The organism is Roseococcus sp. SDR (assembly GCF_019083995.1).
Taxonomy (GTDB): Bacteria; Pseudomonadota; Alphaproteobacteria; order Acetobacterales; family Acetobacteraceae; genus Roseococcus.
The window spans coordinates 138183-162150 of record NZ_JAHRCU010000007.1 but is presented as its reverse complement, the minus strand read 5'-3'; the positions used below and the strand labels follow the sequence as shown (position 1 = coordinate 162150).

20 protein-coding genes are annotated in these 23968 nt (G+C 70.3%); 8 read left to right on the top strand and 12 right to left on the bottom strand.

The genetic code is table 11. The features are described 5' to 3' along the window. Positions 1-31 precede the first annotated feature (31 nt). From KTR66_RS10230 to KTR66_RS10220, 3 genes are read right to left on the bottom strand one after another with little or no spacing between them, the layout of a single operon-like run. A complete protein-coding gene (locus KTR66_RS10230; RefSeq protein ID WP_213612495.1) occupies positions 32-943 on the bottom strand; it encodes an ABC transporter permease in 912 nt (303 codons plus the stop codon). Next, a complete protein-coding gene (locus KTR66_RS10225) occupies positions 940-1914 on the bottom strand; it encodes an ABC transporter permease (protein ID WP_213612494.1) in 975 nt (324 codons plus the stop codon). The genes KTR66_RS10230 and KTR66_RS10225 overlap by 4 nt, the downstream gene beginning before the upstream one ends. 4 nt (positions 1915-1918) lie before the next feature. Further along, positions 1919-3505: an ABC transporter substrate-binding protein gene (locus KTR66_RS10220; protein WP_213612493.1), complete on the bottom strand. Its 1587-nt coding sequence runs from the start codon at positions 3503-3505 to the stop codon at positions 1919-1921. A 163-nt stretch (positions 3506-3668) separates the two neighbouring features. Between KTR66_RS10220 and KTR66_RS10215 the strand changes: the two genes are divergently transcribed. The 3 genes from KTR66_RS10215 to KTR66_RS10205 all read left to right on the top strand — a co-directional run bounded on the left by KTR66_RS10215 (position 3669) and on the right by KTR66_RS10205 (position 8136). Continuing rightward, the gene (locus KTR66_RS10215) at positions 3669-6233 is read left to right on the top strand and encodes a penicillin-binding protein 1A (RefSeq protein ID WP_213612492.1); all 2565 of its coding nucleotides are present in this window, start codon (positions 3669-3671) and stop codon (positions 6231-6233) included. Positions 6234-6239: 6 nt separating this feature from the next. After that, a protein-coding gene (prfB, locus tag KTR66_RS10210; protein ID WP_213612491.1) for a peptide chain release factor 2 occupies positions 6240-7371 on the top strand; the annotation gives its coding sequence in 2 pieces (ribosomal slippage) (positions 6240-6308 and positions 6310-7371; 1131 coding nt in all). A 57-nt stretch (positions 7372-7428) separates the two neighbouring features. Continuing rightward, the gene (locus tag KTR66_RS10205; RefSeq protein ID WP_213612490.1) at positions 7429-8136 is read left to right on the top strand and encodes a metallophosphoesterase family protein; all 708 of its coding nucleotides are present in this window, start codon (positions 7429-7431) and stop codon (positions 8134-8136) included. On the opposite strand, the gene KTR66_RS10200 is transcribed toward KTR66_RS10205, so the two are convergent. Then, positions 8126-8740, bottom strand: coding sequence for a TetR/AcrR family transcriptional regulator (locus KTR66_RS10200; RefSeq protein ID WP_213612489.1), 615 nt, complete (start codon positions 8738-8740; stop codon positions 8126-8128). The two genes, KTR66_RS10205 and KTR66_RS10200, sit on opposite strands and share 11 nt — an antisense overlap. Before the next feature lie 84 nt (positions 8741-8824). Between KTR66_RS10200 and KTR66_RS10195 the strand changes: the two genes are divergently transcribed. Beyond that, complete coding sequence (locus tag KTR66_RS10195; RefSeq protein WP_213612488.1) at positions 8825-9235, top strand: ABA4-like family protein; 411 nt, start codon at positions 8825-8827, stop codon at positions 9233-9235. Beyond that, on the top strand, positions 9232-9987 hold the full coding sequence (locus tag KTR66_RS10190) for a hypothetical protein (protein WP_213612487.1): 756 nt from the start codon (positions 9232-9234) through the stop codon (positions 9985-9987). Before KTR66_RS10195 ends, KTR66_RS10190 begins: the two co-directional genes overlap by 4 nt. A gap of 210 nt (positions 9988-10197) precedes the next feature. Here KTR66_RS10190 and KTR66_RS10185 read toward each other — a convergent pair whose 3' ends face one another. Genes KTR66_RS10185 through KTR66_RS10175 form a run of 3 tightly spaced genes read right to left on the bottom strand, consistent with a single transcriptional unit; the run spans position 10198 to position 14466 of the window. After that, on the bottom strand, positions 10198-11817 hold the full coding sequence (locus tag KTR66_RS10185) for an acyl-CoA synthetase (RefSeq protein ID WP_213612486.1): 1620 nt from the start codon (positions 11815-11817) through the stop codon (positions 10198-10200). Positions 11818-11821: 4 nt separating this feature from the next. After that, entirely contained in the window at positions 11822-12592 is a 771-nt protein-coding gene (locus KTR66_RS10180; protein WP_213612485.1) for an enoyl-CoA hydratase, read from the bottom strand. After that, positions 12589-14466, bottom strand: a complete 1878-nt coding sequence (locus KTR66_RS10175) for a propionyl-CoA synthetase (protein WP_213612484.1) — start codon at positions 14464-14466, stop codon at positions 12589-12591. Before KTR66_RS10175 ends, KTR66_RS10180 begins: the two co-directional genes overlap by 4 nt. A 77-nt stretch (positions 14467-14543) precedes the next feature. On the opposite strand from KTR66_RS10175, the gene KTR66_RS10170 reads away from it, so the two are divergent. Genes KTR66_RS10170 through KTR66_RS10160 form a run of 3 tightly spaced genes read left to right on the top strand, consistent with a single transcriptional unit; the run spans position 14544 to position 17447 of the window. Beyond that, complete coding sequence (locus KTR66_RS10170; protein WP_249732002.1) at positions 14544-15419, top strand: DMT family transporter; 876 nt, start codon at positions 14544-14546, stop codon at positions 15417-15419. After that, complete coding sequence (locus tag KTR66_RS10165; RefSeq protein WP_213612483.1) at positions 15416-16807, top strand: L-lactate permease; 1392 nt, start codon at positions 15416-15418, stop codon at positions 16805-16807. The genes KTR66_RS10170 and KTR66_RS10165 overlap by 4 nt, the downstream gene beginning before the upstream one ends. A 4-nt stretch (positions 16808-16811) precedes the next feature. Next, the gene (locus tag KTR66_RS10160) at positions 16812-17447 is read left to right on the top strand and encodes a DNA-3-methyladenine glycosylase (RefSeq protein ID WP_213612482.1); all 636 of its coding nucleotides are present in this window, start codon (positions 16812-16814) and stop codon (positions 17445-17447) included. On the opposite strand, the gene KTR66_RS10155 is transcribed toward KTR66_RS10160, so the two are convergent. The 5 genes from KTR66_RS10155 to pgaA form a co-directional block, all read right to left on the bottom strand. Next, positions 17434-17832 (bottom strand): hypothetical protein, encoded by a 399-nt coding sequence (locus KTR66_RS10155; RefSeq protein WP_213612481.1) that lies wholly within the window; start codon positions 17830-17832, stop codon positions 17434-17436. The genes KTR66_RS10160 and KTR66_RS10155 overlap by 14 nt on opposite strands. Positions 17833-17893: 61 nt before the next feature. Beyond that, a complete protein-coding gene (locus KTR66_RS10150) occupies positions 17894-18367 on the bottom strand; it encodes a hypothetical protein (protein WP_213612480.1) in 474 nt (157 codons plus the stop codon). Further along, positions 18364-19626 carry a poly-beta-1,6-N-acetyl-D-glucosamine synthase gene (gene pgaC, locus KTR66_RS10145; RefSeq protein ID WP_213612479.1) on the bottom strand — a complete coding sequence of 421 codons (1263 nt, stop codon included), beginning with the start codon at positions 19624-19626 and terminating at the stop codon, positions 18364-18366. The genes KTR66_RS10150 and pgaC overlap by 4 nt, the downstream gene beginning before the upstream one ends. 2 nt (positions 19627-19628) lie before the next feature. After that, positions 19629-21290: a poly-beta-1,6-N-acetyl-D-glucosamine N-deacetylase PgaB gene (gene pgaB / locus KTR66_RS10140; RefSeq protein WP_213612478.1), complete on the bottom strand. Its 1662-nt coding sequence runs from the start codon at positions 21288-21290 to the stop codon at positions 19629-19631. A gap of 11 nt (positions 21291-21301) precedes the next feature. Next, positions 21302-23968, bottom strand: coding sequence for a poly-beta-1,6 N-acetyl-D-glucosamine export porin PgaA (pgaA, locus tag KTR66_RS10135; RefSeq protein WP_213612477.1), 2667 nt, complete (start codon positions 23966-23968; stop codon positions 21302-21304).

Sequence of the window (23968 nt, the reverse complement as noted above, 5' to 3'; positions counted from 1 at the left end):
GCCGCCGGAGGCCTTTTTTCTTTCTCTTCCATCACTTCTTCAGCCTCGGGTTGAGAACGTCCCTGAGGTGATCTCCCATGAGGTTGATGCTCACGATCGTGATCAGCAGCGCGATGCCCGGATAGAAGCTGATCCAGTATTTCCCGCTCAGCATGTACTCGTACCCATTGGCGATCAGCAGCCCGAGCGAGGGCTCGGTGATCGGCACGCCGAGGCCGAGGAAGGAGAGCGTCGCCTCCAGCGCGATGGCGCGCGCGATCTGGATGGTGCCCACCACGATGAGCGGCGGCAGGCAATTGGGCAGCAGATGCCGGAACAGGATGCGCGAGGTGGGCAAGGCGAGGCACTGCGCCGCCTCGATATATTCGCGCCGGCGCTCCACCAGGGCCGAGCCGCGCACGGTGCGCGCGTAATAGGCCCATTCCACGATCACCAGCGCGATGACCACGTTCATGATGCCCTTGCCGAGGAAGGCCAGGATCATCAGCGCGGCGAGGATGGTGGGGAAGGAAAGCTGCAGGTCCACCAGCCGCATGATCACGCTGTCGGTCCGCCCGCCCGCATAGGCCGCGAGCAGCCCGAGCGAGGCGCCGACGAGGCAGGCGATCAGCGCCGAACCCACGCCCACGGTGAGCGAGATGCGCAGCCCGTAGATGATGCCGGAGAGCATGTCGCGCCCCTGGTCATCCGTACCGAGCCAATGGACGATCCCCGAACCGCCCACGGCGCCCGGCTCCAGCCGCCCATCCATGATGTCGAGCTGCGCGAGGTCGTACGGGTTCTGCGGCGCGATCCAGGGCGCGAAGATCGCCAGCAGCGCGATGATGGTGAAGACCACCAGCCCGCCGACGGCGATCTTGCTCGCCATGAATTCGGAGACGAAGCGGCGGAAGGGCGTCTCCTCGCGCGCGGCCGCGGGCGCGGCAATGGTCACGTCGCTCATGCCTTGCCCTCCAGCCGGACGCGCGGATCGAGCGCGGAATAGAGCAGGTCCACGATCAGGTTGATGGTGATGAACATCAGCACGATGATCATGAGGTAGGCCACGATCACCGGGCGATCGAGCACGTTGATGCTGTCGATGATCAGCTTGCCCATGCCCGGCCAGGCGAAGACGCTCTCCGTCACCACCGAGAAGGCGATGGTGGAGCCGAGCTCTAGCCCGACTACGGTCACCACCGGGATCAGGATGTTCTTGAAGACGTGGACGAAGGTGACGCGCGCGGGCGAAAGACCCTTGGCGCGCGCGAACTTCACATAATCCATCAGCATCGTCTCCCGCACGCCGGAGCGCGTGAGGCGGATGACGAGGCTGATCTTGAACAAAGCGAGGTTGATCGCCGGCATGATGAGGTGGGAGAGGCCGTTGGCGGTCAGGAAGGACCATTGCAGGCCGAGGAAATAGGCCGTCTCGCCGCGCCCGGTGGAGGGTAGCCAACCCAGTTGCACGGCAAACACCATGATCAGCATGAGCCCCACCCAGAAGGTGGGCAGCGAGAAGCCGAGGATGCTGCCCGCCATGATCATCTTGGAGCCCGGGCTCTCCGGCCGCAGGCCCGCATACATGCCGAGCGGCAGGCCGATCAGCACCGAGATGAACATGGAGCCGAAGGCGAGCTCCAGCGTCGCCGGCATCTTCTGCAGGATGAGCTGCAAGGCCGGCTCATTGTAGACGAAGCTGCGGCCGAGATCGCCGTGCAGGGCGCGCCAGACGAAGACGCCGTATTGCTCCCAGAGCGGCAGGTCGAGACCCAGCGCCTGGATCGCGCGCTCGCGCTCCATCTGGTCCGCATCGGGCGAGATCAGGATCTCCACCGGATCGCCCACGGCATAGACGCCGATGAAGACGATCATGCTCATCGCGACGAGCACGAGGAACGACTGGGAAATCCGCCGCAGCAGATAGACGGTCATGTCGTCAGCGTGCCGCGGCGGGGCGGATATCCTGTGCCCGGGTCAGCTCATCCGCGCGCGAGGCATGCTGGAGGTTCCGCCGCATCGCCCAGATATTGGTCTGGATGTAGAGCGGCACGATGGCCACATCCTCGAAGGCGGCGCGCTGGGCGGCGATCAGCAGTTGCTCGCGCCGCGCATCGTCGATCTCGCGCAGCGCCTGCTCCAGCTGGGCATCAATCGCGCGGTTGCTGTAGCGGCCGCGGTTGCTGGCCCCCCAGCCGCGCTCGCGATCCGGCGTCGCGATCAGGTTGCGCAGCGGGTGCGAACCCTCGGGGTTGGAGCCCCAGCCGATGAGGAAGGCGGAGAACTCGCCACGGCCGGCGCGGGCCACGAAGGTGGTCCAGGGCTGCGCCTCGACCGCCGTGCGCACGCCGATGCGCGTCCACATCTGGCCGATGGCCTGGATCACGCGGCCGTCATTGGGGTAGCGGTCATTCGGCCCATGCAGGGTGATGCGGAAGCCGTTCGGGAAGCCCGCTTCGGCCAGCAGGCGGCGCGCACCCTCGGGGTCCGGCCGCTGGGCGGGGAAGTCATTGATGAAGGAGAAGATGCCGGGCGGGAAGAACTGTGCCGTCGGCGTGCCGGCCCCTTCCATCACGCGGTCCACGATGGCCTGGCGATCAATCGCCATGGACAGCGCGCGCCGCACGCGGATGTCGCGCAGCGGATTGCGCGGGATGGGGCGGCCTTCGGCGTCGGTCACGAAGGGCGAGGCCTCATCGCGGTGGTGGTCGAAGCTGAGATAGATCAGGCGCAGGCCCGTCACCTCGCTCATCGCGATGCGCTGATCGCCGCGCAGGCGCGTGAGGTCGGCCGTGGGAACCTGGTCGATGAACTCCACATCGCCCGCCAGCAGCGCCGCGGTGCGGGCGCTGTCATTGGTGATCATGCGGTAATTCACGCGGGCGAAGGCCGGGCGCTCGCCGAAATACTGCTCGTTGCGCTCGAACTCGATGCGGTCGCCCATGCGATGGCTGACCATGCGGTAGGGCCCGGTGCCGATGGCGGCACGGCCGGCGTTGAAATCCTCGGTGGTGACGCCCTGATGCGTCTCGCGGTCGAGGATGTAGAGGTTCGTCATGTCCTGCGGCAGCAGGGGATAGGGGCCGTTGGTGGTGATGCGCAGCGTGTGGCTGTCCACCACCTCCACATTGCGGATCGGGCGCACGAAGGCGGCGAAGCTGGACGGGCTGTTGGGCACGTTCGGCACGCGCTGGAAGGTGAAGACCACATCCTCTGCGGTGAATTCATTGCCGTTGTGGAAGCGCACCCCGCGCCGCAGCTTGAACTCCCAGACATCGGGCGCGATGGCCGTCCAGCTCTCGGCCAGGCCGGGCTGCATGCGCGCCTGGCCATCGGTGTTGATCAGCCGGTCGAAGATCATCGCCGCTACGGCGTTGTTGGGCGAAAGCTGGTGGAAATGCGGGTCCAGCGAGGTGACCGGGGCGCCGACCGCCATGTTCAGGGTCCGGTCCGCGGGTTGCGCCTGAAGGGGCGTCGCCAAGGAAAGCGCCCCCAGCAGGGCGAAGATTCTCCGGGTCCAGGCCATGTTTGTTCTCCCGAGGGGCACCGAATGAAGCGGCGTGTGTAGCAGCAAGATTACGCCGCAAGCTAGGTGGCCTTCACCTTTCTTGCGCTCCATATGAATGGCCGCATCCCGGACCCGCGCAGAAGGCGCGCGATTCGTTCGGATTTTGTGCTAGAGGGCGCGCATGAATACGCCTCCGCCCGCCATCGAGGCCCCGGTCGTCCCGCCGCGGCCGGACAAGCTCGCGCCCCCGCCGCCGCCCAAAAAGCGGCCGCCCTTCCGGCTGTTCGGAGGCTTCATCCGCAGCCTCTTCATCCTGGCCGCCGTCCTGGCGCTGGGCGGCGCGGTCGCGGCCTATGGCCTGTATCGCAGCCTGGAGGCTGGCCTGCCCGACTATCGCTGGCTGGCCGACTACTCGCCCCCGCAGATGAGCCGCATCTATGCCGGCGACAGCCGCCTGATGGCCGAACTGGCCGCAGAGCGCCGCGTCTTCGTGCCGATCGAGGCGATCCCGCGCCGCCTGCAACAGGCCTTCATCTCTGCCGAGGACCAGAATTTCGAGAGCCACCACGGCGTGGACCCGGCGGCGGTGATCCGCGCCATCATCACCAATATCGAGCAATACGGGACGGGCCGCCGCATGGTCGGCGCCTCCACCATCACCCAGCAGGTGGCGAAGAACATGCTGGTGGGCAGCGACCGCACGGTGCTGCGCAAGGCGCGCGAGGCGCTGCTGGCGATCCGCCTGGAAAACGCCCTGCCCAAATCCCGCATTCTCGAGATCTACCTGAACGAGATTTTCCTCGGCGCCCAGGCCTATGGCGTGGCCGCCGCCGCCCAGGCCTATTTCAACAAGTCGCTTGAGGAGCTGAGCCTCTCCGAGATGGCCTTCCTGGCGGCCCTGCCCAAGGCGCCCAACAACTACAATCCGCTGCGCTTCCCCGAGCAGGCCCGCATCCGCCGCAACTGGGTGCTCGAGCGCATGGTGGATGACCGCGTGATCACGGCCGAGGAGGCCGCCACCGCCCGCGCCGAGACCATCCTGGCCCGCCCCTTCCGCCGGCCGGAAGTCGTCCCCGTGGGTGGCCACTTCACCGAGGATGTGCGGCGCGAGCTGATCTCCCGCTTCGGGCAGGAGCAGACGCAGGGCGGCGGCCTTGTCGTCCGCACCAGTCTCGACCCCGCCCTCCAGGCCGCGACGGAGGTCGCGCTGCGCAACGGGTTGCTCGCCTTCGACCGCCGCCGCGGCGGCTGGCGCGGCCCGCTGGCGAAGAGCGCCCATGGCGCGACGGAATGGCTGCCCGCGCTGGAGGCTTTCGGCCGCCCGCCCGGCATGCTGCCTGAATGGCGCCAGGCCGTGGTGATCGAGCTGCGCGAGCGCGACGCCCGCGTGGGCTGGTTCGAGCGCGCCAACCCGCGTGCCCCCGCCGAGCCGCGCACCGGCACCATCCTGCTGGAGGATCTGGCCTGGGCCCGCCCCGTGCTGCCGAGCCAGGGCATTCAGCCCGTGCGCCTGGGCAACCCGCCGCGCCGCATGTCCGACGTGCTGGCGCTGGGTGACGTCGTGATGGTGGAGCCGGCGCCGGCCGCCGCACCGGCCGCCGGCGCCACGCCGCCGCGCAATGCGCCCGCGCCGCGCGCCGACCGCGTGCTGCTGCGCCAGATCCCGGATGTGGAGGGCGCCGTCGTCGCGCTCGACCCCAACACCGGCCGTGTTCTCGCCATGGCCGGCGGCTGGAGCTTCGAGCGCAGCCAGTTCAACCGCGCGAGCCAGGCGCTCAGGCAGCCCGGCTCCTCCTTCAAGCCTTATGTCTACATCTCGGCGCTGGAGCAGGGCATCCCGCCCAACCAGCGCTTCCTGGATGGCGGCGTCGAGATCGCCACCCCGCAGGGCGTCTGGCGGCCTGGCAATTACGGCGGCGGCTCCTCCGGCGGCTATGTCACCATGCGCAACGCGCTGGAGCGCAGCCTCAACCTCGTCACCGTCCGCATCGCGCAGGAGGTCGGCATGGATCGCGTGAGCGAGACGGCCGCCCGCTTCGGCGTGATCGAGAACATGCCGCGCTTCCTCTCGATGAGCCTGGGCGCCGGCGAGACGACTGTGCTGCGCCAGGCGGCGGCCTATGCGAGCTTCGTCAACGGCGGCAAGCGGGTGGAGCCCACGCTGATCGACAGCGTGCAGGACCAGCGCGGCCGCGTGATCTGGCGCAGCAGCAACCGCGATTGCGCCGGCTGCTCTTCCGGCCCCGAGGGCGGGCCGCCGCGATTCACCGACAATCGCCGGCAGATCGCGGACCCCATCGCCGCCTTCCAGATCACCAGCATCCTGCAGGGCGCGGTGCAGCGCGGCACGGGCGCGCGCGCCGGCGCCGGCCTGAACCGCCCCGTCGCGGGCAAGACCGGCACGACGGATGACTACAAGGACAATTGGTTCGTCGGCTTCACGCCGGATATCGTGATCGCCGTCTGGGTCGGCTATGATGATCCGCGCAGCCTGGGCCAAGGCGAGACCGGCGGCACCAATGCCGCGCCGATCTTCCGCGAGGTGCTGGCCGCCGCCCTGCAGGGCAGCCCCGCCGTGCCCTTCCGCGCGCCGCCGGGCGTGGCGCTGGTCCGCATCCAGACCGATCGCGGCGAGACCATCCTGGAGGCCTTCCGGCCGGGGACGGAAAATTCCGCCACCATGCCGACGGAAATGGGCTCGGGCGCGGCCGCCCGGGTGGACAGCGGGCTGGGCGGGCTCTACTGAACCGCCATGCGCGCAGACGCCCTCCAGCTCCAAGAGCAGATCACCGCTTCGGTGTCCCTGCTGAGGAGGCATCTTTGACTGGGATGCCTCCCTCATCCGCCTCGCCGAACTGAACGCGCGAGCCGAAGACCCCTCCCTGTGGAATGACGCCGCCGAAGCCTCCAAGGTGATGCGCGAGCGCACCCGCCTGGCGGACCAGATCGAGGGCGTGCAGCGCCTCGAACAGGCCGTGGCGGATGCGATCGAGCTCATCGAGCTGGCCGAGGCCGAGGATGACACGGCCACGGCCGATGCCGCGGTCGCGGACCTCGAAAACTTTGCCGCCGAGGCGAAGCGCCGGGAGATCGAAAGCCTGCTCTCGGGCGAGGCGGACGGGAACGACGCCTATCTCGAAGTCAATGCCGGCGCCGGCGGCACCGAGGCGCAGGACTGGGCTGAGATGCTCATGCGCATGTACATGCGCTGGGCCGAGCGCCGCGGCTACAAGGTGACGGTGACCGAGCAGTCGGAAGGCGAAGAGGCGGGCATCAAATCCGCCACGCTGCAGGTCACCGGCCCCAACGCCTTCGGCTGGCTCAAGACCGAGACCGGTGTCCATCGGCTGGTGCGGATCAGCCCCTTCGGCGGCAATGACAAGCGGCAGACCAGCTTCGCCAGCGTCTATGTCTATCCCGTGATCGACGACAAGATCGAGATCGAGATCAACCCGGCCGACCTCAAGACCGACACCTTCCGCGCCTCCGGCGCCGGCGGGCAGCACGTGAACAAGACCGAATCGGGCGTGCGCTTCACGCATATCCCGACGGGTATCGTCGCCGCGTCGACGCAGGACCGCTCGCAGCACCGCAACCGCGTCATCGCCATGGAAATGCTGAAGGCGCGCCTCTACGAGCTGGAACTCCGCAAGCGCGAGGCGATCACCGACGGCATCGAGGCCGGCAAGACCGATATCGGCTGGGGCCACCAGATCCGCAACTACGTGCTGCAGCCCTATCAGCTGGTGAAGGACCTCCGCTCCGGCCTCGAGAAGGGCAATCCTTCGGCCGTGCTGGATGGGGATCTGGATGACTTCATGGCGGCCGCACTCGCGGCACGCGTGGGGAATACGCGGTCGGATGCCAGCGCCAATGCGCGGTAACCAGGGGCGCTGCCCCTGGACCCCGGCAGGAACCTTAGGTTCCTGCACCTCCCGCCCATGAAATGGCTGAAGTCGCCCGTGGCCATGCCGCGGGGAAAGCGCGTCTATGCCATTGGCGATGTGCATGGGTGTGCGGAGAAGCTGCGCGAACTTCACGCGCTGATCCGCGCGGATCTAGCCGAAAACCCCACCTCCGGCGCGCTGCTCATCCATCTGGGCGATTTCATCGACCGCGGGCCCGACAGCGCGGGCGCCATCGAACTGGCGATCAACTTCGACGCATGTCCCGTGGTGAACCTGCGCGGCAATCATGAGGCGACGCTGCTCGCCGCGCTGGATGGCGATGCGCCCAGCGCCACGGACTGGATGTATTACGGCGGGCGCGAAGCCCTGGTGAGCTGGGGAATGGCCGAACACGCCCCGCGCGAAAGTTGGGCCACCGGCATCCCGGCGCATCACATCGCCTTCCTGCGCGGCCTCACGCTCTCGCACCGCGTCGGCCCCTATTTCTTCGCCCATGCGGGCGTGCGGCCCGGCGTGCCGCTCGATGCGCAATCCCCCGATGACCTGATGCGCATCCGCGGCGCCTTCCTCGACAGCGAGGCCGATCACGGCGCCTTCATCGTGCATGGCCACACGCCCGTGCGCGAGCGCGTGGCCGATCTGCGCGAGAACCGCATCAACCTCGACACCGGCGCCGTCTTCGGCGGCGTGCTGACCTGCGGTGTCTTCGAGGAAGACCGGATCGGCCTGCTCACGGCCTGAGGCAGGCGCCGACCAGGCCCTCCACCAGCGCCGCCTCCGCTGCTTCCAGCCCCGCCTCGCCCGCCAGCACCGGCCCGGCCTGCTCGGCCGCCAGCGCCGCGAAGCCATGCACGCCCGACCAGGCGAGGACCATGCGCGCATGGCGCTCGGCCGCGTCCAGATGCGGCGTGCCGGCGGCGATGGCCTCGGCCAGGGGCTGCCAGGCGGCTGCCTGCGCGGCGCAGAGGGCCGGGTTTGTGCCATCCACCAGATCGGCCCGCATCATCAGGCGGAAATGGCCGGGATTCTCCCGCGCGAAGCCCAGATAGCCCTGGCCCGAAGCCGCGAGCTGCGCCGCCGGATCCCGCGCCGCCGCCGCCATGGCCGCGCGCTGCGCTGTGGCGAGGCGCTGATAGCCCTCGGTGGCGAAGGCGGTCAGCAGCCCGCGCTTGTCGCCGAAATGCGGCGCGGCGGCGCTATGCGCCACGCCGGCCCGGCGCGCGAGGTCCCGCAGGGAGAGCGCCTCGGGCGGATCCTCGCGAAGCGCCTCGGCCAGGGCATCGAGCAGGGCGCGGCGCAGATCGCCATGGTGGAAGCGCCCGGGCGGCTTGGGGGTGACGGCCATGCCCACCCGTATCGCGCCGCAGCCGGAACTTGACAATGGTCAGTTCGCGGCGATATCGACAACTTACCATTGGACAGACACGCGATGACGCCCGAGACCCTCTTCACCCTTGCCAATACGCTGGCGCTGGCCGGCTGGGTGGCGCTGCTGCTCTTCCCGCATCGGCGCGGTGTGAACTGGGCGCTGTGTGGCCTGGCGCTGCCGGTCACCTTCGCGCTGGCCTATGGCGTGGTGCTGACCTTCGCCATGCCGTCGGCGGAGGGCGGCTTCTCCAGCCTGGCCGGCGTGGCCGCGCTTTTCGCCTCGCCCTGGGTGCTGCTGGCCGGCTGGCTGCATTACCTGGCCTTCGATCTCTTCCTCGGCGCCTGGATGGCCCGGCGCGCGACGGCGGAGGGGCTGCCGCGCTGGGTCCTCTGGCTGGCCCTGCCGCCCACCTTCCTGCTCGGGCCGCTGGGCCTGCTCATCTTCCTCGGCCTGCGACGCGTGGTGCGATGAGCATGCTGGCGGAACTGCATCGCCGGCAGCCGGATTTCGCGCGGGCCGGCTGGGTGGCCCTCGCATGGCTGCTCGCCTGCCTCGTGCTGGCAGCACTGGACCCAAGGCTGTTCGACGGCGTCTCGGTCTGGGTGAAGCCGGCGAAATTCGCCGCCTCCTTCGTTGCCTGGTTCTGGACGCTGGCCTGGTTCTGGCCGGCGCTTTCGCCTGCGCAGCAGGCGGGGCGCCTCGCGCACGCGGTGGTCCTGATGATGCTGGCCATGGCGCTGTTCGAGCAGGGCTGGATCACCTGGCGCGCGGCCTGGGGCGCGCCGTCCCATTTCGCGCGCGATGGGATGGGTGCGGTGGTCTATGCCCTGATGGGCCTGGGCGCCACGCTGCTGGTGGCAGGGGCGGCCCTGCTGGGGCTGATGATCCTCTGGCGCGGCAATCCCGCCGTGCCGCGCCCCTCGCGCCTCGCGGCCGGGCTGGGCCTCCTCCTGACGGGCGTGCTGGGTGGCGTCACGGGCTTTGCCATCGGCGGGCAGGGCTCGGCCTGGGTGGCGGGCGGCAGCAATGCCGCAGGCTGGCCGCCCTTCTACTGGAACTTCACGGCGGGGGATCTGCGCGTGGCGCATTTTCTCGCCATCCACGCCATGCAGGCCATCCCGCTCGCCGTCTGGCTCTGGCCGCGGGCGATGGTGGCCTGGGGCGCGGCCGCCGGCTGGGCAGGGATGACGTGGGGTGCGCTGCTTCTGGCGCGCGCCGCATGAAAAAGGGCCCGGCGGATCGCTCCGCCGGGCCCCGATTCAAGGCATTGCGTGTGGCGTCGCCGCCGGTCAGCCAGGCACCCCAACAGGGGCGGTCATCCAGGCCACGGAAACGGCGTCGGCCATGCTGCAATGAGACACTGGATCACCTCCTTTCGGTTGTTGACCCCATGAAGGTGGCGATCCGCGTCGCGCCGCGCAAGGAAAAACGCGTCAGCCCCTGATCCCGCTGCGCAGCACATGCTTCTGGATCTTGCCCGTGCTGGTCTTGGGCAGCTCCTGGAAGAGGATGCGCTTGGGCGCCTTGAATCCGGCCAGAATGCTGCGGCAATGCGCGATGATCTCGGCCTCGGTCGCGCTCATCCCCGCCCGCAGCTCGACGAAGGCGCAGGGTACCTCGCCCCATTTCTCGTCCGGCTGCGCCACCACGGCGGCCAGCGCCACCGCCGGATGCTTGTACAAAGCGTCTTCCACCTCGATGGAGGAGATGTTCTCGCCGCCCGAGATGATGATGTCCTTCGAGCGGTCGCGCAGCTGGATGTAGCCATCGGGATATTTCACCGCGAGGTCGCCCGAATGGAACCAGCCGCCGGCGAAGGCGGCGTCGGTCGCGGGCTTGTCCTTCAGATAGCCCTTCATGACGACATTGCCGCGGAACATCACCTCGCCCATCGCGACGCCATCCGCCGGGATGGGCGTCATGGTCTCGGGGTCCATCACGTCCAGGCCTTCCAGCGGCACGTAGCGCACCCCCTGCCGCGCCATGAGTTTCGCCTGCTCGGCGGGCGGGGCGTTGTTCCAGTCGGCGTGCCATTCATTGGTGACGGCGGGGCCATAGACCTCGGTCAGGCCATAGACATGCAGCACGGCGAAGCCCGCCGCGCGCATGGCGGCCAGCACGGCTTCGGGCGGCGGCGCGCCGGCGACGACGAAGGTGACCGAGCCGGGCAGGGCGCGCTTCTCGGCCTCGGGTGTGGCCAGCAGCGTGCCCATCACGATGGGCGCGCCGCACATATGCGTCACGCCGTGCTCCGCGATCAGCGACCACATGGCCGGCCCCCGCACCGCGCGCAGGCAGACATGCGTGCCCGCCATCGCCGTGATGGTCCAGGGGAAGCACCAGCCATTGCAGTGGAACATGGGCAGCGTCCAGAGATAGACCGGATGCCGCCCCATTCCCGCCGAGAGCACATTGCCGATGGCGAGCAGCTGCGCGCCGCGATGGTGGTACACCACGCCCTTCGGCTTGCCTGTCGTGCCGGAAGTGTAGTTCAGCGCGATGGCGTCCCATTCGTCGCGCGGCAAAGGCCAGGCGAATTCCTCGCTGCCCTCGCTGAGCAGCGCCTCGTAATCCAAGCCGCCCAGCGTGTCGTCCGAGGGCGCCTCGCTGTCATTCACCTCGATGATGGTGGGCTTGCTCGTGCACTGCACCAGCGCGGCGCGCAGCACAGGCACGAACTCCCGGTCGACGATGAGGATCTTCGCCTCGCCATGATCGAGGATATAGGCGATGGTCGCGGCATCGAGGCGCGTGTTGATCGTGTTCAGCACGCAGCCGGCCATGGGCACGCCGTAATGGCATTCCAGCATGGCGGGCGTGTTCGGCAGCAGCGCCGCCACCGTATCGCCACGCCCGAGCCCGCGATTGTGCAGCGCATGCGCGAGCTTCACGCAGCGCATGCGCAGCTCGGCATAGGAGCGGCGCAGCGCGCCATGGACCACGGCGACATGGCCGGGAAACACCTCGGCCGTCCGTTCCAGGAAGAGCAGCGGCGTCAGGGGCTGGTGGTTGGCGGCGACGCGGGGAAGGGCATCGTAATCGGAAGCGGCCATGGGGTTATCTATCCTGCCAAACCGGCGCGCGCTTGCCGAGGAAGGCGCCGATGCCCTCCTCCGCGTCCGCCGCCATCATGTTCTCGACCATCACGGCGCTCGCCGCGTCATAGGCTTCGTGGAGCGGCAGCCCGCATTGCGCATTGAAGCCCCGCTTGCCCATCCGCACCGTCACTTGCGAGCGCGCGGCGATGCTGGAAGCGAGCGTCAGCGCCTCGGCCCGCGCATCCTCGGCGATGCGGTTGATGAGGCCGAGCTCGCGCGCCTCTTCCGCATGCACCCAGCGGCCGGTCAGCAGCATCTCCATCGCCGCCTTGCGCGGGATGGCGCGCGCGACGGCGACGGCGGGTGTCGAGCAGAAGAGCGCGATATCCACGCCCGGCGTGCAGAAGCGGCTCTCTGGCGTGGCGACGGCGAGATCGCAGCTCGCCACCAGCTGGCAGCCCGCGGCGGTGGCCACACCCTCGACGGCGGCGATGACCGGCACCGGGTGGTTCACCACCTGCTGCATCACCTGGCTGCACAGCGCCATGGTGCGGGCGAAGAAGGCGCGCCCGCCATCCGCCTCGGCACGGGCCGCCGTCAGCTCGCGCAGGTCATGCCCCGCCGAGAAGGCCGGGCCATTCGCCGCCAGCACGACGCAGCGCGCATCCTCCGCCGCCTGGAGCGCCTCGCGCAGCGTCTCCAGCAGCGCGATGCTCAGCGCGTTGCGGGCGGCCGGCCGGTCCAGCGTGATCACCGCCACGCCGTTGTTGTGGCGCTCGGTGACGATCATCGACCCAGCACCCCGGCGATCTCGTCGAGGATCAGCGGATCATCGATGGTGGGCGGCACCGCATAGGTCTCCCCATCGGCGATCTTGCGGATGGTCGCGCGCAGGATCTTCCCCGAGCGCGTCTTGGGCAGGCGCTGCACCACCCGCGCCTCCTTGAAGGCGGCGACGGGGCCGATGCGGTCACGCACCAGCTTCACCAGCTCCTTCGCCACGTCGTCGGCGTCGCGCGCCGCACCCGCCTTGAGCACGACGAGCCCGAGCGGCGCCTGGCCCTTCAGCGCATCGGCGATGCCCACCACGGCGCATTCCGCGACATCGGGGTGCGCGGCCAGCACCTCTTCCATGGCGCCCGTGGAAAGGCGGTGGCCGGCCACATTGATGATGTCATCCGTGCGGCCCATCACCCAGACGAAGCCCTCCTCATCCACCATTCCCGCGTCGGAGCTGTCGTAGAAGCCGGGGAAGGTGGAGAGATAGGCCTCGCGGTAGCGCTGCTCGGCGTTCCAGAGCGTGGGCGCGCAGCCCGGCGGCAGCGGCAGCTTCACCACCAGCGCGCCGTTCTCGCCGCGCGGCACCTCATTGCCCTCGGAATCCAGCGCGCGCACATCGAAGCCGGGCGTCGGCTTGCCACCCGATCCCGGGCGCGGCTCGAACAACCCGAAGCCGCGGAAGCCCGCGGTGATCGGCCAGCCTGTCTCGGTCTGCCACCAATGATCCACCACGGGGATGCCGAGCTGTTCCGCCGCCCAGAGCGCGGTGGGCGGGTCGCAACGCTCGCCGGCGAGATACAGCGCCTCCAGCTTGGAGAGGTCGTATTTCCGCATGAGCGCCGCCTCCGGATCCTCCTTGCGGATGGCGCGGATGGCGGTGGGCGCGGTGAAGAGCAGGCGCACACCATGCTCCGCGCAGACGCGCCAGAAGGTGCCGGCATCGGGCGTGCCCACCGGCTTCCCCTCGAACAGGATGGTGGTGCAGCCCGCCAGCAGCGGCGCATAGACGATGTAGGAATGGCCGACGACCCAGCCGACATCGGAGGCGGCCCAATACACATCGCCCGCCTGCACGCCATAGATCATGGACATGGAGTGGTGGAGCGCGACCGCATGCCCGCCATTGTCGCGCACGATGCCCTTGGGCTTCCCGGTCGTGCCGCTGGTGTAGAGGATGTAGAGCGGGTCCGTCGCGGCCACATCCACGCAAGGATGCGGCGCGCCGGCAGCCTCTTCCGCCGCGTAGTCGAAGTCGCGCCCGGCGGTCATCGCTGCTTCCGCCTGCGGCCGTTGCAGGATCACGCAGAAATCCGGCTTGTGCGCCGACATGCCGATGGCGGCATCGAGCAGCGGCTTGTAGGCGATGACGCGGCCCGGCTCGAGCCCGCAGGAGGCGCTGATGACGGCCTTGGGCGTCGCATCCGTGATGCGCGCGGCGAGCTCCGCCGCGGCAAACCCGCCGAAGACCACGGAATGGATGGCGCCGAGCCGCGCGCAGGCCAGCATGGCGATGGCCGCCTCCGGCACCATGGGCATGTAGATGATGACGCGGTCGCCCTTCGTGACGCCCCGCGCGGCGAGCGCGCCGGCCAGCCGCGCGGTTCGGTCCCGCAATTCGGTGTAGGAGATCTCCGCCTGGGCGCCGGTGATCGGGCTGTCATAGATCAGCGCCGTCTGCGCGCCGCGTCCGGCCTCCACATGGCGGTCCAGCGCATTGTGGCAGGTGTTCAGAATGCCATCGGCGAACCAGCGACCGAAGAGGCCCTGGGATGCATCCAGCGCGCGGCTCGGTGGCCGGCTCCAGGCGAGGCCCTCGGCGGCTTTCAGCCAATACCCCTCGGGGTCGTTGCGCCATTGCGCCACCGCGGCATCATAGGCCGTCATGCGTCGTCTCCCTCTTTGGCCCTGAAAATGCGCCCATGGGCGTTGCCTCGCAAGCGGGACGGCCGCACCATCCCAGCATGAGAACCCGTTTCGCGGCCCTGCCCGGCAATCTCAGGGGTGCGATCCTCATGTCCCTGGGCGGTGTGCTCTTCGCCACGGAGGCGCTCTTCATCCGCTGGATGAGCGACCGCGGCATCCCCGTCACCACCCAGCTCTTCGCGCGCTCCATCGGCCAGCTCATCTGGGTGCTGCCGCTGATCCTGGCGGCCGGGCTCGCCGTGTTCCGCACGCAGCGGCTGGGCATGCACCTGCTGCGCGGCGGCTGCTCCGCCGCCACCTGGGGCTTCTACTTCCTCTCCTTCGCCTTCCTCGATCTCACCACCGCCACCGTCCTCTCCTTCACCAACGTCATGTTCACCACGATCCTGGCCCGTCCTGTGCTGGGCGAGCGGGTGGATGCGGCGCGCTGGGCCGGCACGATGCTGGGCTTCGTCGGCATCGCGGTGATGCTGCGGCCCGGCACCGACATCCCGCTGCTGGGCGCGCTGGTGGCGCTCGCCGCCGCGCTCTCCTGGTGCGGCATCACGCTCACCTCGCGCAGCCTCTCGCGCACCGAGAGCACGCAGACCGTGCTGGCCTGGGTGGGCATCATCACCAGTGCCTGCGTGGCGCCCTTCGCCATCGCCTATTGGCAGCCCATCGGCGTCGTGGACCTGCTGATCCTCGCCGTCTTCGGCCTGGTGACGCCCGGCATCATCTGGCTGGTGACCGAGGCGCTGCGCGCGGGCGAGGCGAGCGCGGTCGCCCCCTTCCAATATCTGCGCCTCGTCGTCATCGCGGCTTTCGGCTGGGTGCTCTTCGGCGAGGTGCCGGATGGCTGGACCTGGCTGGGTGCGCTGATCATCCTCAGCGGCGCCGTGATCATCACCGTCAGCGAGGCGCGCCGGCGGTGACCCTGCTCCTGCAAGCCGCGCCGCTGCTGGCGCTGTTGCTCCTGCTCGCCACGGGCCGCATGGGGCCGCTCGCCGCCTGCGGCGTGGCGCTGGCCCTGGCCATCCCCGCGATCGCGCTCACCCTGCCCGCCGATGCGGGTCTGCCCGCTTTCCTGGCCGATGCCACGCTGCGCGCCGCCTTCCTGGCCTTGCAGCCGATGGCCGTGGTGGCCGGCGGGCTGCTGTTCCATGCGGCCGTGCAGCAGACGGCCGATGCCGCGCCGCGCGAGGCTAATGCGGCGCGAATCTTCGCGGTCACGCTGCCCATGGGCTGCTTCCTGGAATCCGTCACGGGCTTCGCCGTCGGCGCCGTCTTCGCGCTGGCCGCCTTGCGCGCCATGGGGGTGGGCGGTGCGGCCGCCATCGCCCTCTCCCTCCAGGGGCTGGTCATGGTGCCATGGGGCGGGCTGGGCCCTGGCACCTCGCTCGGTGCCGTCCTGGCGGGCGTGCCGGCGCAGCAGGCCGTGGCGCTGACCGCCTGGCCCAATGCCGCCTGGATCATCCTGCTCACGCCGGTGATGTGGTGGCTTCAGGCCATGGCCGGCGTGGTGGTGACCGGGCGCGAGAAGGCGATGCAGGCGCTGATGCTGGCCGTGCTGGCGGTGCTGCTGGTGGCACTGCACCCCATCCTCCCCTTCGAGGTGATCGGCGTCGTCGCCTCGGGCCTTGTCACCATCTGGGCGCTGTGGCGCGCCGACCCCCCGCGTGACCTCGGCGCCGCGCTGCGGATGAGCTGGCCCTACCTCCTGCTGACGGCCGCCCTTCTCGGCGCGCGGCTGGTGCCCGACCCTCCGGCGCTGCGCCCCTTCGCGGAACTGCCCGCCTTTCCGATGACGCATGTGGCCGTCGTGCTCTGGCTGGTCTCTGGCGGGCTGCTGCTGGCGCGGCGGGATGGCGTGTCACGCGCGGCGGCGGCACTCAAACGCGCGCAGAAGCCGGCCCTGGCCATGCTGCTCTATGTCACGCTCGGGCGCTGGCTCGCCAGCAGCGGGGTGGCCCTTGCCCTGGCCACCGCGCTGATCGAGGGCAAGGGCGATCTCGCCGCCTATGCCATCGTGCCGCTCGGCTTCGTCTCGGGCTTCATCACCGGCAGCAATGTGGGCGCCAATGCCGCGCTGATGCCGGTGCAGGCCGCCCTCGGCCAGGTGCTGGGGCTGCCCGTGCTGCTCGCCCCCGCGCTGCACAATTTCGCGGGTGCCGCGGGCGCGGGCATGAGCATCGCGGGCACGGCCATGCTCTGCGCCCTGCTGGCCGATGGCACGCGGCCGGTGCAAGTCTGGCGGCTGATGCTGCCATCCATCGCGCTGGTGATGCTCTGTGGCACGCTGGCCCTGATCGCCATGAGGTGACGCCATGTCCGACTGGACCAAAGCCCAACGCCTGCTGGCGAAGGACCCCGCGCTGAAGCCGCTGGTCAAGCGGATCGGCCCTTGCACCCTCGTGCCCCTGCAGCGCGAGCCCTATGAGGCGCTGGTGCGCGCCATCGCCCACCAGCAGGTGCATGGCCGCGCGGCGGAGGCGATGCTGAACCGCTTCTGCGCCCTGCATGAGGGCGAGGGCTTCCCCCCGGCCGAGTTCGTGCTGGCCCTCCCGCCCGAGGCGCTGCGCGGCTGCGGCTTCTCCGGCTCCAAGGTGCTGGCGATCCAGGACATCGCGGCGAAGACGCGCGAGGGCCTGGTGCCGACGCTGGAGGAGGCGGCCTCCATTCCCGATGCCGCGCTGATCGAGCGCCTGGTCGCCATTCGCGGCGTGGGGCGCTGGACGGTGGAGATGCTGCTGATCTTCACCCTCGGCCGCACCGACATCCTGCCAGTGGATGATTTCGGCGTGCGCGAGGGCTGGAAGCTGTTGAACAAGCTGGAGGCGCAGCCCAAGCCCCGCGAACTCGCCGCGATCGGCGAGGCCTGGAAGCCCTTTCGCAGCATCGCCGCCTGGTATCTCTGGCGCGCGGCGGATGAGGGGAAGAAGGTGAAGGTCAGCGCCGTATAGCGGGCGCCGGCGTGTTGGTCTGCCGCAGGTCGTCATAGAGCCCGGTCTGCCCACGCGCGCAGGCGCCCTCGGCCAGCATGCGGCGATACCCGGCGCTGGTGGGAACACAGGCGCGTGAGAGCCCGACGCGGTTCTGCCCGGTGGCGTTGCGCACATCGTTGATGAAGCGGTTCACCTCGGCATAGGCCGTGTTCTTCTCGGGCGTGGATTTGTTCGAGGCGGCGATGCAGGCGCGCCAGGCCCGCACCTGCTCATTGCAGTTCGCATCGCCCGTGGTGTCGGGCGCGGGGGTGGAGGGCGGCGGCGGTGCGGCGGCCGGTCGGCCCTGCTGAGCGGCGGCACCCAGGGGGGCAAGAACCAGGAGGGTCAGGAGCAGCCGCAGCATGGACTTCCTCAATTCGTTGGGATGGTCCCAATTTTGATCCGCGCGACCCGGTCTGTCCAGTTTAATCCCGTTCCGGTCCGGGCGGGACGGCCCGCATCCGGCCCCCATGCTCCACATGCACGATGGCCACGGGCAGCTCGCGCCAGGTGAGGAGCGCCTCGGCCGAGGCCTCGTGCCGCAGCGCCTCGGTCGCCGTGTCGAGCGGCCTGGGCATGGGCGCCGGCCGCGTCAGGCGCCGCCGCAGCACCCAGACCGAGCCCCAGAGGATGAGCCAGAGCATGAGCAGGCCGACGGCCACCCAATAGGGCTGCATGCGCCGCCAATGCTCGCGGAAATCGAGTGGTGGGATCTCGTCCCGCAGGCCGAGCAGCAGCAGGATCTCGGCGCTGAGCGTCAGCAGCGCGTGGCGGCAGAGCAGGGCCAGAAGCAGCCACATGGAGAGGGTAAGAAGCCAGTCGCGCCAGACCATCCAGCGCGGCTGCGCGGCCGCGGTGATGAGCGGCGGCCAGGGGGTGATGGGCGGCAGCCCGCTCATCGGATGCCTCGGTCGGGGCTCACCCAGGTGGTCGCGGCGTTGCGTGGCTTGAGCGCGGCGCGCGGCAGGGCCACGGCGGTGGTCAGCGTCTGCAGCAGCCAGAAGACCAGCGGGTACCAGATGATCCAGAAGAGGCTGCCGAGAAGACCCTTCTCGTAGCGCCGCTCGATCGTCAGGCTCACCACGGATTGCAGCAGGTAGGTGACGGTCAGCGTGATGCCGAACCATTGCGGGATGAGGCCGAAGCCCGGCACGAAGGGCACGGGGTCCAGTCCCACGCCGCGCAGCACGCCCACCAGCAGCGTCAGCAGCATGGCATAGGCCCAGACCACGCTCAGCACATAGTTCAGGTAGACCGGGATCATGCCCGGCGCCTGGCCGCGCAGCACAGGCATGAAGTAGTCCAGCATCATCTGCGAGCCGCCCTCGGCCCAGCGCAGCCGCTGCTTCCACAAGCCGCGCAGCGTCTCGGGCATCAGGATCCAGACGATGGCATTGGGCTCATAGACCACGCGCCAGCCGGCCATCTGCACCCGCCAGGTCACGTCGATGTCGTCCGTCAATGTGCGCGTGTTCCACCAGCCGGCCTCGTGCAGGGCACGCTTGCGGAAGGCGCAGATCACGCCCGAGACGGTGAAGAGCCGCCCATAGGTCGCTTGCGCCCGCTTGATCAGGCCGATGATGGCCGAGAACTCGCCCACCTGCAGCCGGCCCAGGATGCTGGTGCGGTTGCGGATGCGCGGATTGCCGGTGAGCGCGCCCACGGTGGGCGCCTGGAACATGTGGGCGATCCAGCGCAGCGCGTGCGGGTCGAGCAGCGCGTCACCATCGATGCAGACGATGATCTCATGCTTCGCCAGCAGCGCGCCGGCATTCATTGCCATGGCCTTGCCCTGGTTCTTCGCCAGATGCACCACGCGCAGATTGGGAATGAGGGTGGCGAGGCGCTCGAGCTCGGCCGCGGTGTTGTCGCGGCTGCCGTCATTCACCGCGATGATCTCGAAATCCGGGTAATCCACCGCGGCCGCGGCGGCGAAGGTCTCGTGCGCGTTCTCCTCCTCATTGTAGCAGGGCACGATGACGGAGATGCCCGGATAGTGCTTCAGCGGCGGAGGCTGGTCGGGCGGGGGCAGCTTCGCCTCGCGATAGAGCGCGTAGAAGATGCCGCCGGCCATCCAGTACCAGGCCATGACGAAGGGATAGCCGAAGCAGAGCACCGGTATGCCCGCGATGATGGCGAAGAGTGCGTCTTCCAGCACGCTCAGGGCCTCAGCGGATAGGCGGCGGAGGAGAAGGCGGGCCCGCGCCGGGCGGCATCGGCCAGCGCCGCCGCGCCGTCGGCGCAATAGGCGAGGCCGGTGACCCCTGTGGCCTGCACGGCGCGCAACGCGGCCACCGGACGCGCGGCGGGCGCGAGATCCATCAGCAGGCGCGAACGTGCGACGGGCGCGGCCCAGCCGGAATCGCCGAGCGGGACCTGAGCGCGGAGAACCAGGTCGGCCAACGGCGCGGGCCAGGTGCCGGCCTGCGGCGTGGCCTCGCTCGTCACCATCAGGCGCAACCCGGGGCGCAGGGCCTCGGCGCGGCGCATGGCGGCCAGCGCCGTGGCGCCGCGCGCATCCAGCGTGACGGGCGCAGCGCGGCGCTGCCGCACCACCCAGGCCGCGGGATCGAGCGGCGGGCCTGGCACGGCGGCGGCGAGGCCGCCCGCGCCCTCCAGCATCAGCCCGTCCGCCATGGCGTGGCGCAGTGCATCCGCCACGAGGTCCGGGATGCGCGCCTCGCCGAGCGTCGCCGCGACGGCGTCGAGCGGCACGCGCACATAGGCATCCGCCCCGCCGCGCGTGCGGATCTGCCAGACGAGCCGGCCCAGGATGTCGGCGCCATGGGGCGTGAGGCGCGAGGGATACCAGGCGGGCCCCAGGCCGCCATCCGCCGCGCGCGCGTGGCTGTCGAGCGCGACCAGGTTGGGGCCGAGCCGGCGGATCGCCTCGATCATCTCGCCCAGCTTCGCGTCCTGCGCCGCCATGTCGCCGGCGGCGGCGACCACGCCGGGGTCGAGGCAGAGCAGGCGCAGCGCGGGCGGCGATTCCTCGCGGAAGCGCAGATTGTTCGCCAGCGCCGCGAGATCCGGCGCCTGGCTCGGGTAGAAGCGGCCGATGGTGAGCGGGCGCCGGGCATCCGCGGGCTCGGGGTCGAGCGTCAGCGTGAAGCGGAAGCCGGCCGCCTGCGCGGCCTCCAGCGCCGGGCCGGAGTAGCGCCCGAAGGGCCAGACCAGCGCGCGCGGCGCCCGGCCCAGCTCGCGCCGCAACTGCGCGGCGGAGCGGCGGAGATCCTGCTCCACGCGGCGGCGCAGGGCGGCGTCATCCTCGTAGCGGCCGGTCGCGGCGTCATAGGCCCAGGCAGCGGCGGCGGGCAGCAGATTGCCCTGCGGATTGCCCAGCACCGTGCTGTGCAGCCCATAGCTGTGCGAGGCGAATTCGACGAGGCCCGAGGCCTGCATCTCCCGCGCCTCGGCCCAGGTGATGAAGTCGCTGCGCAGGCGCGGCTGGTCGCCATACATCACCGTGCCGCCCTCCGGCACCGCCATCCAATCGCCGACCAGCGCGAAGACCGCCGGGTAGCGATAGGCCAGCAGCAGCGGAAAGACGCGGGTATAGGTGCTGCGATAGCCGTCATCGAAGGTGATGAGGATGGCGCGTTCCGGCAACGGGCGGCGGCCTTCGCGCGCGGCGGCGATGTCGTCCAGCGAGACGGGAGTCCAGCGCTCGGCCCGCAGCCAGTCGAAGAAGGTGACGAGGGTGGAGCTGGTGACCGCATCCGCTGTCAATTGCTCTCGCGTGTCGGCCACGTCGTGGAAGGCGACGACGACGAAACGCTGCGCCTGTGCCGGCGCCATGAGCAGGAGGAGCAGGAGAACCACGCGCGCCATCGTCACAGCCGCTGCGTCAGCGCGAAGACCAGCGCGTAGCCGCGCCAGGGGTCTCCGTCATAGAGGCGGCGGCCGATCTGCACGCCGTAGCGGAACTCCGTCATCGGGTCGAAGCGCCAGCGATGTTCATAGGCGGCGGTGCCGACCCAGCCCGTGCCGTAGCCCTGCTGCGTGTAGCTGCCGCCATCCAATGTGAGCGCCTGCACGAAGGAATTCTCATAGAAGCGCCAGGTCACATGCTCGATGGCGATGCCCGCCGTCGCCGTGAAGTCGCGGCTCGGCGCGAAATAGGGGCCGGTGGTCAGGCTGTTGGTGGAGGCGAAGAGGTCGCCGCGCAGCGTCACGTCGAGATGCGGCAGGTCGAGGATGCGTTGCCGCGCCTCGATCCCGCCCGAGAGGCGGCGGTTGCCGTCGGTGAAGGGCGAATAGGCGATGGCGCCGGAGACGGAGGTGGATTCGCTGCGCCGCCACGTCACGCGCCCGGCCACTTCATCCGCCGTGATGCCGTAGCGCAGCGCGCGCAGCGGCGTGGAGAGGGCGAAGCGCTCGGCCGCGACGCCGATGCGCCAGGTGTCGAAGGGCTGCCAATCCGCCGTGACACCGCCGCCTGGCGCGATGTAGGTGCCGAAATTCTGCGTGATATAGGCGGTGGCGCGGAATTGCGGGAGGCGGAACTCCGCCCCGGCGCCGACGCGGTTGCGCTGCACATAGCCTTCGATCGGGTGGGCGGTCGCAACGCCGGCCAGTGCGAAGATACGCCAGTTCTCGGCGATGGGTGGCGAGTAGAGCCGGACCTGCGCCTCCAGCGAGCGGCCGCTGGAGTTGCTGCCGCCGCCCTCGCTGTTGCCGGGCTTGACCTCCATCTCCAGCACGAAGCGGCGCTGCGCGCGCGCCTCGAGGGCGAGGCGCTGCACGGCGAGGTTCTCGGGCCAGATCAGCAGCAGTTCGGCGATGCGGCGCTCGGCCTCGGCGAAGCGGAACTGCGTGAGGGCCAGTTCCGCCAGCGCGATGCGCGCGCCCAGTGTCTGCGGCGCCAGGCCGTGGCCGATCTCGGTCTCGGTCGCGGCACTCCAGGGCCAGCCGCGCGCGCCCATGATGGCGGCATTGGCGAGGCGGGTTTCCTGGTCGGCCGGGGCGCCCTCGGCCAGCGGCGTGATGCGCTCCCAGGCTTGGGCGAGCTGGTCGCCATAGAAGCGCGCCTGCGCGGCCGAGAGCGCGGCATTGGGGAAATCCGGGTTGGGATAGCGGCTCGGATCATCCAGGAAGCGGCGCCAGCCGGGCTGGTCGGCCAGCGCGCCATCCACCGCATTGTAGGCGGTGCGGAAATCCTCGGATTCGACCGCCGCGTAGAAGACACCGCTGCGCGCGGTCAGGCTGCCCGGATCGGCCGCGACGACGGCCTGATATTCCACCAGCGCCTCGCGCGGGCGGCGCAGATGGAGCAGCGCATCGGCCCGCGCCTCGCGCGCATAGGGGGGCAGGGGGGCCTCGGCGGCCAGCGCATCGGCCTCGGCCAGCGCTTCGGCCATGCGCACGCGGTCCCGCAGCGCCACGACGCGATCCAGCCGGATCTGCCGTCGCAGCGCGGGCGGCGGGTCCTCGGCCAGCAGCGCATCAAGCCGTGCGAGCGCGCGGTCCGTGCCCTCGAAGCGGCGCTCCGGCTCGACCGGGCGGACGGTGTTGCCGAAGCGCACATCGGCCGCCGCCACCTCCGCCCCCAGCGGCAGGCGGTCCCGGCCTTCGGCCAGCGGCGGCGGCGCGTCGGCGATCGCAGCCGCGCCATTCGGGCCGCCCAAGCTCCGCAGCACGCGCGCCGTGCCGGCCCGTGCCTCGGTGTTGCGCGGCGCCATCCGCGTGGCCTCGGCATAGTGGCGCAGGGCGGTAAAGCGCTCGCCCGCGCGCTCCTCGGCATAGGCCAGGGCCAGCAGGCGCTCCAGCGCCGGGGCGCGGCGGGCGGCGGGGGATTGCAGCAGCGCCCGCGCCTCGGCCGGGCGGCCCGCATCGGTGAGGATCAGCGCCAGCAGCAGCGTCCAGGTCGGGTCGGAGGGCGATTGGCGCAGCCCCTCCCGCGCGCTGGCCTCGGCGGCGGCGTAATCCCGCGCGTCGCGCTGGGCGCGGGTGGTGGCGAGCAGGCTGGCGGTGCGGCTCGCGGCCTGGCTGCCCTGCCGCTGGCGCAGATAGGCCGCGGCGTTCGCCTGCTCGCGCGCATCGGCGGCGCGGGCGCGCGGCGTGGCCAGCACCGCCTCCGCCTCGGCCACGCGGCCGGCATCGGTGAGGATGAGCGCGAGCAGGATGGGCCAGACCTCCTCCCGCGGGAAACGCGCGAGGCCCTGGCGGGCCAGCGCCTCGGCCTCGCTCCAGCGGCGCGCATCGCGGGCGGCGCGGGTGGCGGCGAGCAGGGCGTAGCTCGGCAAGGTTGCGGCATTGGTCCGGCGCAGCACGGCCACCGCCTCGGCGGCGCGGCCCTGCTGTTGCAGCAGGGTCAGCAGGTCCGCCGCCACCAGCGGGTCGGTCGCGCCGGCCTCGAGCATGGCGCGCAGGGTCGCGATGGCGGCGTCCGGCCGGCCGGCGCGGGCCTCCAGCACCGCGGCCTCGCGCGGGGATTGCGCCGCGGCGGGAAGAGCGAGGGACAGGACGAGCAGCGCGGCCGTCAGGGTGTCACGATCCAC

Excerpts from the sequence above, each read along its gene's own strand:
- KTR66_RS10175 (WP_213612484.1), bottom strand. The coding sequence starts at position 14,466 with ATGACGGCCTATGATGCCGCGGTGGCGCAATGGCGCAACGACCCCGAG.
- KTR66_RS10190 (WP_213612487.1), top strand. The coding sequence starts at position 9,232 with ATGAGCATGCTGGCGGAACTGCATCGCCGGCAGCCGGATTTCGCGCGG.
- KTR66_RS10155 (WP_213612481.1), bottom strand. The coding sequence starts at position 17,832 with ATGCTGCGGCTGCTCCTGACCCTCCTGGTTCTTGCCCCCCTGGGTGCC.
- KTR66_RS10230 (WP_213612495.1), bottom strand. The coding sequence starts at position 943 with ATGAGCGACGTGACCATTGCCGCGCCCGCGGCCGCGCGCGAGGAGACG.
- KTR66_RS10215 (WP_213612492.1), top strand. The coding sequence starts at position 3,669 with ATGAATACGCCTCCGCCCGCCATCGAGGCCCCGGTCGTCCCGCCGCGG.
- KTR66_RS10180 (WP_213612485.1), bottom strand. The coding sequence starts at position 12,592 with ATGATCGTCACCGAGCGCCACAACAACGGCGTGGCGGTGATCACGCTG.
- KTR66_RS10185 (WP_213612486.1), bottom strand. The coding sequence starts at position 11,817 with ATGGCCGCTTCCGATTACGATGCCCTTCCCCGCGTCGCCGCCAACCAC.
- KTR66_RS10225 (WP_213612494.1), bottom strand. The coding sequence starts at position 1,914 with ATGACCGTCTATCTGCTGCGGCGGATTTCCCAGTCGTTCCTCGTGCTC.
- KTR66_RS10160 (WP_213612482.1), top strand. The coding sequence starts at position 16,812 with ATGTCCGACTGGACCAAAGCCCAACGCCTGCTGGCGAAGGACCCCGCG.
- KTR66_RS10200 (WP_213612489.1), bottom strand. The coding sequence starts at position 8,740 with ATGGCCGTCACCCCCAAGCCGCCCGGGCGCTTCCACCATGGCGATCTG.
- KTR66_RS10195 (WP_213612488.1), top strand. The coding sequence starts at position 8,825 with ATGACGCCCGAGACCCTCTTCACCCTTGCCAATACGCTGGCGCTGGCC.
- KTR66_RS10205 (WP_213612490.1), top strand. The coding sequence starts at position 7,429 with ATGAAATGGCTGAAGTCGCCCGTGGCCATGCCGCGGGGAAAGCGCGTC.
- KTR66_RS10170 (WP_249732002.1), top strand. The coding sequence starts at position 14,544 with ATGAGAACCCGTTTCGCGGCCCTGCCCGGCAATCTCAGGGGTGCGATC.
- KTR66_RS10220 (WP_213612493.1), bottom strand. The coding sequence starts at position 3,505 with ATGGCCTGGACCCGGAGAATCTTCGCCCTGCTGGGGGCGCTTTCCTTG.
- KTR66_RS10150 (WP_213612480.1), bottom strand. The coding sequence starts at position 18,367 with ATGAGCGGGCTGCCGCCCATCACCCCCTGGCCGCCGCTCATCACCGCG.